Below are 12,321 nucleotides of genomic sequence, written 5' to 3'. Positions count from 1 at the left end.
TATATTAAGCCATGTATGAGAAAAAAAACAGCTCTACTTCTTCTGATTCAAAAACATTTAATCAAGAGGAATTCAAAGAAAACGTGCTAAAAGGTGCGGTAATAGGTGCTACGAGTACAACAGCAACTTTTAGCTTAATCGATAAACCCTTATCTCAAGCAATAAAATCTGTTGCTGAGTCTTATAAAGCTCAGGGCTTGAAACAATTAACGCAAAACATAGTGCAAGCAAATTACTCACAAATCTGGAATAATAGCTTGTATGTTCAGGCGTATCGAAATGCATGGGTGCACCCTATCAAAGGATATCCTGTAGCTCTTCTTAATTCATGCATGAAAAACATAGTACTTTTTCCTGCATTATATGTCTTTGAAAACGCATTAAATTCACAATTAGCAAATAAAGAAAATGCAAAAAATTATTCTGGATTTCTAGCAGGGCTTGCGACTGTTTATATAACAACCCCTATCTCTGTAATAAAGGCTCGAATGATGACTAATGTGCCCATTAATAACCTTAATGGAAGTCGCCTCATGTCAGGAGTCAATGCTATCGCTATGAGAGATGCAATTCAATATGGTGTCTATTTTAATACACTGAATTATCTTCAAGGAACATATGGTGATAATGTCTTAGTAGCAGGTGTATCTGGAGTTGTAGGCTATATTTTCAGCAATCCATTAAGTGTCATTGGACTTAATCAAAAAATTACTGCAGAATCAACCAACATAGTTACTATGGCAAGCAAAATTTATAAATCAAGTGGTGTAAAGGGCTTCTTTCCTTTAGTTGGTTTGTCTGCCTTTGGAATGTTTGCCCGTGGTATTGCAATTGACCAAGGCAAAAAAATATATGATGCATTGGTAAGTAATGACGGATATGAAATGACCAAAAAACCGTAAAGATTAGATAGCGACCTTCTCTCTATCTGCTGATAAGCTTGAAATCCATGAGGTCAGGTCTTGAGTTTTGCATTTCTCCATTGCTTCATTTGTTCATATTAAAAATATTAGTATTGTTTTATTAGCCTTTGAATGCATTGTTTTTCAACATATCGCATACGTACAACAGGAACCTTATTCGATTACCACCCTATGCAGAGTTTGAAGCCAGATGTAAAGAATAAATAGAATAAATATCAAAAAGGATTGCTCACAGTCGTCGAACCAAAGCCCGACCTACCTTTCTGATGGTTTTTTAGGCATTTTATCTATTTTTATTGAATACAGTTTTATTAACTTCAGATACTAATAAATTTAAATACTAGACTACTTGATTAAAATGCCTTTTGGGAGGGAAAGTCCAAACTAGATTATGGAGTCATATTTTGTGTAGGACTCGGATTCTCTTCAGAATTTTCTTTACGATGTTTCTTCAAAATAACTGTAGGTCTGCTGCCATTGTACATCCATGATAAAATAGGCCTTTGGGCGCTTTGAGTATTTAGCTGTGCACTCCGTTGTCTGATTCTCGATAAAGCACTAGGCTTTACAGTAGCTAATTTAGAATAATCCACACACTCCGAAAAAATTAACTTGCATTGTTGTTCGCGCGGCAAGGTATCTAAAACTCTAACTTGTTCTAACTCAGATGCTAAAAAGTTACATCTATATCGATGACTCACCTGTAATAACGCAGGAAACTCGCTAAAGCCTATTTTCTCAACATTCTGTTTTGCATCAAAAGGATTGAAACCCTCGGTAATTTGAGGATCTATAAGCGAGTTTTCATGTAAGTAAGGTTTTTTGTGATAATTGACCCAACGGCAGTGAGCATGGCTTGCCTGAAAATAACCATTTGTTTTTGTAAAAATGGTTTTTCCAAGTTTTTGGGCAGCTGCAAGAACACATCCATTCCCATAAGTTCCTCCTAATAATAAAGTCTTGGAGCCCGCTCTTTGACATTCCTGATTAAAAAAACGCATTTTAGCGCCAGAATTTATTTGCTCTTCAATTTTTTTCTGAATTAAATTATCGTTACCCAAATAGTGACTAATTTTTAAAAATAAAGCAGGTACATTATCAGTATTGAAGTGGATAAAGGCAGGAAAAGAGTGTTCCTTACAAATTTTAAGACGTTGTTGAATATTATTCAGAATATAATTTATATAGTTTTCATCTGCAATATCGTCAAAAATATCATGAAAGGATTCAATATATAAACTATCCCATTTTGGTAAGTGATTGGCTAAGCGATAAAAATAGCGATCGCTTCTCCAATACTCTTTATAGACTCTAAAACTGTTGAACAAACTATCTAACTTGGCTACATCATTATTAAATTCACTATGGCATTGCTGGCCTACTCTATGAGGTGACAGCAGTGGAGTAAGAATTTTTAAACCTTTTTTTGAATTGCTTAAAAAACAAAAAGGAAGAATTTGATCATCAATATTTTTGTCTTCTTGACTCCCGGAAATTAGGAGTTTATTTTGATTCTTAATCACATCATTCATTAACGCAAAAAAGTAAGCAACTTGAGGAGTGTTTATAACAGAATACTCCGTTTTATTTTTTAAGAATTCAAGAAAAGCCCCCTCGTCAGAGAAGTGTTTTATTTGAGAAGCTAATCTATTCAGTGCAATCAATGCATTTTGAAACTCGTTTATAGATGCAAAATACGCCAGTTCCTCTAAAATAATATTTATTTCTTCGTCTAGAGACATTTCAGCTCTACTGGTTTCTTCTAGTGCTTTGACTAGGTCCATCATAAGATCTCTTGTTAAATTTTTTTTAGGACTTAACTTATATCCTCTACTTTGACTCTCTTCTTTTTTATCTTGCATTAGTAAGAACCCATAAACTCATTGAACAAATAGTTTTACATTATATAAACATAAAGGAAAAATTAAATGGATAATTATAGATTGACAAATGAATCCTGTATTACAACGGGATCGCTAGCCCCATATGCACATTGGGGTTGCCAATCATCTCATCGGCCCAATCGGTTTGCTCTTGGAGGTAATGCTGGCGCAGGCGCATGCGCTGAGTAGATATTAAGTACAGAATCAATAGCCTCTTCAACTTTTTTTGTCATTTCTTTATTTTGTTTGTACACTGATTTATATTCAGAAACTGTAAGGTGAATCTGCTTGGGGTTAGTTACCCCATTAGTACTCATAAATTCTTTAACCGCACCTATCAAATTAGCCATGTTCTCCTCATATATTACACGATCGCCAGAGGAACTCTCTATATTTTGAAGACACTTTTTGCTTTCCAGATGATCATACAATCCGCTAGCCAAAATTAGCCTATCCCTATTAGTCTCATATTCCTTTACATTTTTATTAGCAAATATACCAACTAGTCCAACTCTATGATGATGACTACCTAGACAAGCAAGATTAACCCTTTTGTTTTCATCTCTAAAATAAAAGCTTTTAGCATTACGGCTTATTGGCATGACTTTGTCTATTTCAGGATAGGCAAATTCAATTAAATATTTTTTATTTTGGAAATCATAAGGTATTCCCATGGCCTCTAAAATGGGTATTTTAGTATTAGATCGAATAACCAGCTGTTTTTCATTGGTTTGGATCTTAGCATAAACTTCAACATTAATATTTTTTTCAATTTTAGTATCATTAATTAATCCTTTAACAAAATCTGATACATTCATCCCTCTACCTTTACCAATGGGTAACAAATGCCCATTGGGATTAAAAACTCTTCTATAGGGACTTTCTTGTGTACTGACATCCAAAATAGGTACTGGTGAAATATTTAGCTTGGGATTTAATTGATCAACAGTATCAGCAGGCAATTGTTTAAGAGTACTCATTTCAACCATTATGAACGCATCTGTTGAATCATAAACTCCTGCTGTCTTTTGAAAACCTGGTGGGATAAGATTATTTGCACAATTTATTAACTCTGAACCGGGATTTGCCATCCGCAAATTGAAATCCCCAATGGCAATCATTTTTTGTCTCATATTTTGACTGGCACATTTGAGAAGATCATTTTCTGCAGTTGTTGGATCTTCATCCGGTCTATGCCCTATAGTAAGGGCTACCGCTTCAATAGGTTCCTGCGTGGCGCTATGGGTTAAAGCGACACAAGGACATTTATTTCCATCCAGTTTAATAATCCGTTCATTTTCAAGTTTAAACTCTGACTTTTTATATAAAATAGCTACAGGAGCATTCTTACTATCAGGATCAGAATAAAATGCCCACTGTTCAGTTTCAGGAAGATTTTCATTCAATTTTTTCAAAAGCATACTACGTAAATCTGGTATCGTTTCCTGAATCGATAATAATGAAAGTTCACGGATTTTGGCCGTTTGACTCACAAACTCAACCATCTTTTCCCATCGATTTTTTTGCCAGAGCTCATAGTTAGAGTCGGATGAAGTTAAACCTCTCAAATTTTGTTTCGTATCAGGATATTGGTATCGAAACCCAGGAAATATATTGGCGTTGGCTAACATATTAAAAGTACCAGCATTTACATAGCCTGTACCAATAGGTATTCTACTTATCCGGAAAGCATGATCAGACAAAATATTATTGTCTTGCTCTTCGGTCAGTTCAGTAGACGGCAAAATATCAGTAATGATACGTTCAGACTTTATGCTTTCATTTACTTCACGAGACTGCATTTTATTACTCCATATTAAACTTTATGGGCAATTATTGATCAATTTGCGTTACGTGAGTATTATTACTACTACGCAATTTTAGCAATACAGTCCAAAAATCGGCCACATTTAGAATGCCGCTTTAGACTGTACATACGAAGCATTGTTTCGTAATATTAGGCTCCCTCCCTGCTGCAACTCTATTGGGAACTGAATTATTTTTCAAATGAATTTTGATCTGAATATCACAGTAAGCGGACTTTTTATGTCTTAATTTGTGGTTCATCACTTCCCTTTCAATTAATTTTAATATTTAATTTCTGGAGCCACCAAATGCATGGCTTACAAAAAGGTTTATGAATTCGGAAATAACAGTTAGAGTCAATTACTGGCGACAAGGTGTCCTCAAGTTTTTAATTTTACTTAGCTATTTTATTGTAAAATAATTCAATATTATCCGATTTATTAAACAATGCCTCCTTGTAGTGTCAATAAATTAAGGAAAATTATGATTGTTATCTTCGTCCATGGTTGGAGTGTCACACATACCGATACTTATGGAGAGCTTCCTCAATGGCTTGAACGTCAGAGCAAAGACGGAAAACTGAATATTCAAGTTGGTAACATCTATCTTGGGCACTATATCAGCTTTGACGATACGGTAACAATCGACGATATAGCACGAGCATTTGATCATGCAGTGCGTGATGAAATTGCTGATAAACTGCGAGATGGGAGGCGTTTTGCTTGTATTACTCACTCTACCGGTGGCCCCGTTGTTCGTAAGTGGATGGATTTATACTTTAAGAATAATCTTGCAAAATGCCCATTGAGTCATCTTATCATGCTGGCTCCCGCCAACCACGGTTCTGCACTTGCTCAACTTGGTAAATCCAGGTTAGGTCGTATAAAAAGTTTTTTTGAAGGTATTGAACCAGGAAAGCATGTGCTTGATTGGCTTGAGCTCGGAAGCAACATGAGCTGGCAACTTAATGAAAGTTGGCTTGATTACGATTGCACTGCTAACGGTATCTATTCGTTTGTACTTACAGGCCAGAAAATTGATCACCAACTTTATGATGCCCTTAACTCCTATACAGGAGAAGCTGGGTCTGATGGAGTTGTTCGTGTCACTGCTGCAAATATGAATTACAGTCTATTAAAGTTACATCAGGAGGGGAATAACGGTGAAAATCTTGTTGTCTCCAAAATGACACGGACAAAACAAATGGCATTTGGGGTTCTACCTGGATGTTCGCATTCCGGTAAAAAAATGGGAATCATCCGCAGTATTACTATGACCAATGCCGCTACTCATCCTACGACTATATGGGTCTTGCGATGCCTTCAAGTGAGAAATCGTGACTCCTATAATGCATTGGCAAAAGAGCTAGACAAGATTACCAAAGAAACCCAGAAAAATGAACATACAGAACTTGTGAAGACGCTTATGCATAAACGGGAGTATATCACCAATCGCTACTCTATGATTATATTCCGACTTATTGATGACAGGGGTAATCATCTTGACGATTATGATCTTTATCTAACTGCTGGACCCAAATATAGCGAGTATGCGCTTCCTACAGGTTTCTTCGCAGACCGCCAGCGTAACCAGCGTGATCGAGGTAAACTGACTTATTTTCTTGACTACGATATCATGGAAGCCGGGATTAATATCCCAAAAATGCAGGGTAATCTGGGGTTCCGTATTAAGGCATACCCTGCGCCAAGTGATCAAGCCCTTGCCTATTACAAGCCGCTTGATTTTCATTCCTCGCTCGCTGACATTAACAAAATTCTTCATCCGAATGAAACACTAATGGTAGAAATCATGCTTCAGCGGCGAGTAGATAGAACTGTCTCCCGCATCACCAACAACCTTAGCCCAGCAAAAATCAGTGTGAAACCGACGGGCAAAAAAGTAGATTAACATCACTTCTGTTTGATGTAATTGTGCATTAAAAGAAAAGCAAAATAGAGAAATAAGATTTTGAGAATTAAAACTAAATGATATCCTAGATGAAAAAACCTTAGGTCTGATGATCAAAAGAGCCCATCAATGAGAACTAGATTATTTAAATTGTTAAAATCACTAACTAAGCTTGTCTGCTTATGTTTTGTAATTTTGCTTGGGTTAAGAATATTTGATTCGCAACGTGGCCCAGCCTTAGAGTTATGGCATACTTATGTCCCCAAAGAAAAACATGCCAAAGAACTTGATAAACTTAATTGGGCACAATACATAGAAATAGAAAATGCTCTTTTTGACGCTGTACGAACTGAAGTAACTGAAAAATTAAATAAGAAAGAGCGTGTCCCGGTTAATCGATATTTCTCCGGCAGCCCAGTTTATCCCGAAAAATTTTCCACTGATTGGAATCGCTCTTATATACGTGAACCCCAAGGTCCCGCTGTTGGAGCTGTTGTACTTTTACATGGGCTGACTGATTCTCCTTATAGTCTGCGTCATATTGCCAGACGATATGTCGCCCATGGTTATGTTGCCATTGCTATCAGACTACCTGCTCATGGCACAGTACCTGCCGCGTTAACAGATGTCAAATGGGAAGATTGGCTAGCGGCAACCAGGCTAGCCGTACGTGAAGCGCGAAGACGCATAGGACCATCACAACCCCTTCATCTCGTAGGTTTTTCTAATGGCGGAGCACTGGCATTAAAATATGCTCTTGATTCTCTTGAAAATAAACAATTAACACGACCAGATAAAATTATCTTAATTTCACCGATGATAGGAGTCACCCGCTTCGCTCGCTTTGCGGGATTTGCTGCCCTACCGGCTGTTTTGCCACCGTTTGCAAAAGCAGCCTGGCTCAGTATACTTCCTGAATTCAATCCATTTAAATACAACTCTTTTCCGGTTAATGGAGCAAGCCAGTCTCATCGTTTAACTGCGGTATTACAACAACAAATAGTACGCCTTGCTAATGAAGATCGACTAATTGAACTTCCATCTGTATTGACGTTCCAGTCTGTAATGGATTTTACAGTAAGTACGCGTGCAATAATTACTGCTTTTTATGCCAACCTTCCTGCAAATGGTAGTGAATTAATATTATTTGATTTGAATCGAGCCGCTAAATTAGGTCTTTTATTACGCCCTTCCGCAGATACGGCAGTGGCACGGCTTTTAAATAAACCCCCGCGAAAATTTCGCACCGTAATCATTACTAATGCGACTGATGACAGTATCGATGTTGTCGAACGTGTCACTGAAGCTGGGACAGTAAATGAACGTGTTTCCTCTCTAGGATTGGCTTATCCCCGCGATGTTTACTCCTTGTCACATGTTGCCATACCCTTTCCGGTAAACGATAGTCTGTATGGCCTTTCTCCAGATTCGAAAAAATATGGCATTCAATTAGGAGCCCTCGCTTCGCGTGGTGAACGAAATGTACTCATCATAAGTTTGGATTCAATCCTCCGACTTTCATCCAATCCATTTTTCCCCTACATGATCAAACGAATAGAAGAGCATATTCCCTCAACTACTCCAAAGGTAATAACTGTCTCGAAATAAAATTCAAGACAGTTACTACTGTTAAAAATGCTTTTTAAGGAAAAAACGCTTATGTCCTGGAGGACAATTTTCAATTGTCCCGAAGGCTTCATAACCATATTTCAAATAAAAATCTTTTGCTCGCCAATCAAATGTATCTGTATGAGATACTGTTGCACCTAATTTTTGCTTCTTCCTCAATTTTATTGAGAGAAGGGAGCCTATACCCTGATTTCGAAATTTTAAGGCAACACAGAATTCACTGATGTAAGCCATTTGCCAGCAGGAAAAGGCATTGATGCTGGCAATAATCAAACCATCTTCATCCTTTATATGATAATTAAGAGATATGTAATCCATTTTGGAGGTATGTTGAACCTGATTTCTGTTGAATTCGCCCAGTATCGATATCCAGTGTTGATATATTCGATATCACTTTCTGAACTTTTTACAATGTCGAGTTTCATTGTTACCAACTCCGGTATATTCCACCATCCAAACTAGATGTTGTAGCTAATATCCACTTTGTTTGAGGTATTTTTCATACTCTTCGTGTTCCAGACTATAGAACCACAGCCCTTGTTCGAGCATATCCTTACTGCTTTCTTCATAAGCGCTCTCTCCAGTAGCGAATTGCAAAATGCCACCAGGATTCTGCCAAGAAGCAAAGCGTTTTATCATGTTTTCATGCACTATCTTAGGTACATGAAACAAGGTCCATCATTCATTGAATACTTTATTTAATTTTATTCTGCTCCTGACGAAACAGATTAAGACTTAAGAAGCTAACTTGCTCATACTTTTATCTTTACTATTGTACAGGCGTTTGTGGTGGTGTTTGTACCTGCGGCTGTATTTGTGTCGGTGGCGGTGTTTGTATTTGCGGCTGTATTTGTGTCGGTAGCGGCGTTTGTATTTGCGGCTGTATTTGTGCCGGTGCCGGTGGCGGTGTTTGTATTTGCGGCTGTATTTGTGCCGGTGGCGGCGTTTGTATTTGCGGCTGTATTTGTGCCGGTGGCGGTGTTTGTACCTGTGGCTGTATTTGTTCCGGTGGTGGTGTTTGTACCTGTGGCTGTATTTGTTCCGGTGGTGGTGTTTGTACCTGTGGCTGTATTTGTGCCGGTGGCGGCGTTTGTATTTGCGGCTGTATTTGTGCCGGTAGCGGTGTTTGTACCTGTGGCTGTATTTGTTCCTGCGGCTGTGGTTGCTCCTGAGGTTGTGGTTGCTCCTGCGGCTGTGGTTGCTCCTGAGGTTGTGGTTGCTCCTGAGGTTGTGGTTGCTCCTGAGGTTGTGGTTGCTCCTGAGGTTGTGGTTGCTCCTGAGGTTGTGGTTGTTCCTGAGGTTGTGGTTGTTCCTGAGGTTGTGGTTGTTCCTGAGGTTGTGGTTGTTCCTGAGGTTGTGGTTGTTCCTGAGGTTGTGGTTGTTCCTGAGGTTGTGGTTGTTCCTGAGGTTGTGGTTGTTCCTGAGGTTGTGGTTGTTCCTGAGGTTGTGGTTGTTCCTGAGGTTGTGGTTGTTCCTGAGGTTGTGGTTGTTCCTGAGGTTGTGGTTGTTCCTGAGGTTGTGGTTGTTCCTGAGGTTGTGGTTGTTCCTGAGGTTGTGGTTGTTCCTGAGGTTGTGGTTGTTCCTGAGGTTGTGGTTGTTCCTGAGGTTGTGGTTGTTCCTGAGGTTGTGGTTGTTCCTGAGGTTGTGGTTGTTCCTGAGGTTGTGGTTGTTCCTGAGGTTGTGGTTGTTCCTGAGGTTGTGGTTGTTCCTGAGGTTGTGGTTGTTCCTGAGGTTGTGGTTGTTCCTGAGGTTGTGGTTGTTCCTGAGGTTGTGGTTGTTCCTGAGGTTGTGGTTGTTCCTGAGGTTGTGGTTGTTCCTGAGGTTGTGGTTGTTCCTGAGGTTGTGGTTGTTCCTGAGGTTGTGGTTGTTCCTGAGGTTGTGCTGGTTGGGAAGGTGGTAACCGCTGTTCTTGAGTTTTAATCAATGCTGGATCAGGTACGGGGGCTTGCTCGATAATTTTTTCATTAATGGGAGTAGAAGTTTGTGTTGGATTAACTACATCTAATTTTTCGGTTGCTCCAGTTGGCAATGGTTTTAAAGATTGCGCTTCCTGTGTGGATAAAGGAGATCCCGGATTTTTTTCCAGTAGTTTTTTCTCTTCAGAAAAAGGAACAGGAGGTGCTGGAGGAGCAACAGTTACTACCCCAGCTTGATCTAAAATTTCTTTGGGGGGTTGAGACTGCGCAGAACTTCCTCCTAATACACTGGTAGTGTCAGGAGCAATTGCTGCAATAGGCGTTTTAGGCGCCTGTTGTATTGTTTGAGAAGGCACATTTATCACTGCCTGGTTAACCGGTTGTGAATTGACAAATGTTTGTGTTGGCACTGCAGTTATTGCGGGTGCTACATTTACATTTTGATAGAAAATATTGGTAGATCTATTAACGTAAATGTTATTTACATAAGTATTATTAATCTGGGTGTTACTGGTATTAACGTTGATGAAATAATTACGTCCCAGGTGGGCTGGAGGGATATAGATTTCTCCCGGAGCTAAAGGAAACCATGCAATTCCAGATGCACCAGTACTTAGTCTCAGGTTAAAATTGTTGCCTCCTACAAATGCCACCAAAGCAGGTGCGTAAACAGGTTGGACATATCTTGGTCCTGGGACCCAACACCATCTTCTTTCAAGATAAGCCCATCTACCATAATGGAATGGAGCAAATCCCCAGGGTTCTTCATCCACCCAGGTCCAACCCCATTGGCGTACCCAAACCCACCGACCTGTACGATAAGGGGCCCAATTTGGGTTAACTTTATTGGGTATCCAAACATGACCATATTTAGGAGTTTTTTTCCAACTTCCATAGAGTTGCAGATCTTCTTCGCCAATCATTTCGGTAGATACATACCGGGTAATACCTTTGCCTATGCGATCCCGCATACGACTCCAACGTTCAAAACTATCAGGTGCAGGTATGCCAGTGGGTTTAAATAGTTTTAGATTTACTCCAAAAGTGTAGGATTTTCCTTGATTAACAATATAAGAAACTTTTGGGCCATACACCTTTCCCCTTCCTTTTATTACACTTATGATCGTTATTTTTGCTTGATTGTTGACAAAAATTCGATAATAACCCGGTTTTGTTACTATAAAAGCAAGAGTGGGTGTACTGATTTCAATTGTTTGCCGAGGATTCAAATGGGTTACTTTGACAATTAAGGTTCCACTGGAAAGTTGTAATTGGGAAATTTTTTGAGTAAGGTTTAGAATTTTAAGGCTGGTTTGATTCCCCATACGTACCGTTGTAGAGCCCAGCTGTAATTCGAGAAATGATTTATTACTTGACCATATGCGATCACCGGTGATTAATGGACGGTTGACAATGCCTTTTACCCATTGAGTTTCCCCTCCGGGCAGCAAACTTGCAGAGCCATTGATGGAACTTAATCGGGCAACTCGAGAAGGTTCACCTTCATCTTCAGCATACGCAGAACCAAAGATAAAGAATAAAAAAATAAAAACTGAATAGATACAACTCATTATATTTTTTTTCATCATATTCAACTTTTTCTTTTGTAAATGCTTCCGTTACCCCTGTTCGAAGATAAGGTCCGAAAAACTAAATATAATTATAGTACAATATAGATACAAACTGAGAATTTAAATTGCTTTTGAACTGGAAAAGCTGATTACGGTAAGCTCATAAGTAATAGCGGTTTCCTCACAAAAATACTATGGACGCCAACATGCCTCCTTAGTACACATGCTGGAAACCGCATCACAAAATCGTTCAGAATCCTATTCCAATTTTAAGAACAAAATACTTCTCCATTTGCAAACCAATAGTTTCGCATTTATTTCCTAAATATAAAAAGGAAAGACCTGTCCCTATTATAGGGATATCAGAAAAATTAATTTATAAGAGTTTTTGGACAAACATGAAAGATTGGACTTTCTCATTTCAACAGCCTAAGGCATCGATTTTTTCGATAACTTCTTATATCCAAACTATTTATGTTTAAAAAGCTGATTTATATCTGGCTCCGCTTCAAGCATATTATCTGAACTGGTGAGAGCTTCTTCTTTACCCTTAACTATTTTTTTTCCTGCCGAGTTCTTTAGACTTTTCTCTTCCTCTAAAATTCGTTTGGACGTATCTAAAAAAGACCATTTTTTTGTAGCATCCTTAGGACTTTTTGTACCATTAGCTTCTTTCGACATCATG

The 12,321-nt window shown here is 38.6% G+C and carries 9 protein-coding genes; 3 read left to right on the top strand and 6 right to left on the bottom strand.

The window, feature by feature from the left end:
• Positions 1 to 11: 11 nt before the first annotated feature.
• Positions 12 to 902 carry a hypothetical protein gene (locus DY223_RS07625; protein ID WP_058457723.1) on the top strand — a complete coding sequence of 297 codons (891 nt, stop codon included), beginning with the start codon at positions 12 to 14 and terminating at the stop codon, positions 900 to 902.
• A 410-nt stretch (positions 903 to 1,312) separates the two neighbouring features.
• On the opposite strand, the gene DY223_RS07620 is transcribed toward DY223_RS07625, so the two are convergent.
• A complete protein-coding gene (locus DY223_RS07620; RefSeq protein WP_235810443.1) occupies positions 1,313 to 2,785 on the bottom strand; it encodes a hypothetical protein in 1,473 nt (490 codons plus the stop codon).
• A 149-nt stretch (positions 2,786 to 2,934) separates the two neighbouring features.
• On the bottom strand, positions 2,935 to 4,608 hold the full coding sequence (locus DY223_RS07615; protein ID WP_058457722.1) for an endonuclease/exonuclease/phosphatase family protein: 1,674 nt from the start codon (positions 4,606 to 4,608) through the stop codon (positions 2,935 to 2,937).
• Between the two features lie 487 nt (positions 4,609 to 5,095).
• Here DY223_RS07615 and plaB point away from each other — a divergent pair, with 487 nt between their 5' ends.
• Together plaB and DY223_RS07605 are read left to right on the top strand one after the other, a co-directional pair.
• Positions 5,096 to 6,520, top strand: a complete 1,425-nt coding sequence (gene plaB / locus DY223_RS07610; RefSeq protein WP_058457721.1) for a phospholipase PlaB — start codon at positions 5,096 to 5,098, stop codon at positions 6,518 to 6,520.
• 129 nt (positions 6,521 to 6,649) lie between these two features.
• On the top strand, positions 6,650 to 8,128 hold the full coding sequence (locus tag DY223_RS07605) for an alpha/beta hydrolase (RefSeq protein WP_058457720.1): 1,479 nt from the start codon (positions 6,650 to 6,652) through the stop codon (positions 8,126 to 8,128).
• A gap of 21 nt (positions 8,129 to 8,149) precedes the next feature.
• On the opposite strand, the gene DY223_RS07600 is transcribed toward DY223_RS07605, so the two are convergent.
• The 4 genes from DY223_RS07600 to DY223_RS07575 form a co-directional block, all read right to left on the bottom strand.
• Positions 8,150 to 8,467 (bottom strand): GNAT family N-acetyltransferase, encoded by a 318-nt coding sequence (locus tag DY223_RS07600; RefSeq protein ID WP_058457719.1) that lies wholly within the window; start codon positions 8,465 to 8,467, stop codon positions 8,150 to 8,152.
• A gap of 153 nt (positions 8,468 to 8,620) precedes the next feature.
• Positions 8,621 to 8,788, bottom strand: a complete 168-nt coding sequence (locus DY223_RS19105) for a hypothetical protein (RefSeq protein ID WP_154669246.1) — start codon at positions 8,786 to 8,788, stop codon at positions 8,621 to 8,623.
• 130 nt (positions 8,789 to 8,918) lie between these two features.
• Complete coding sequence (locus DY223_RS19100; RefSeq protein WP_160116279.1) at positions 8,919 to 11,654, bottom strand: DUF6600 domain-containing protein; 2,736 nt, start codon at positions 11,652 to 11,654, stop codon at positions 8,919 to 8,921.
• A 450-nt stretch (positions 11,655 to 12,104) separates the two neighbouring features.
• Positions 12,105 to 12,320 carry a hypothetical protein gene (locus tag DY223_RS07575; protein ID WP_235810506.1) on the bottom strand — a complete coding sequence of 72 codons (216 nt, stop codon included), beginning with the start codon at positions 12,318 to 12,320 and terminating at the stop codon, positions 12,105 to 12,107.
• Position 12,321 lies beyond the last annotated feature (1 nt).

The organism is Legionella bozemanae, from assembly GCF_900450575.1.
Lineage (GTDB): Bacteria > Pseudomonadota > Gammaproteobacteria > Legionellales > Legionellaceae > Legionella > Legionella bozemanae.
Note: the sequence above shows the minus strand (reverse complement) of the source record. Positions and strands in the feature narration are given on the sequence as shown.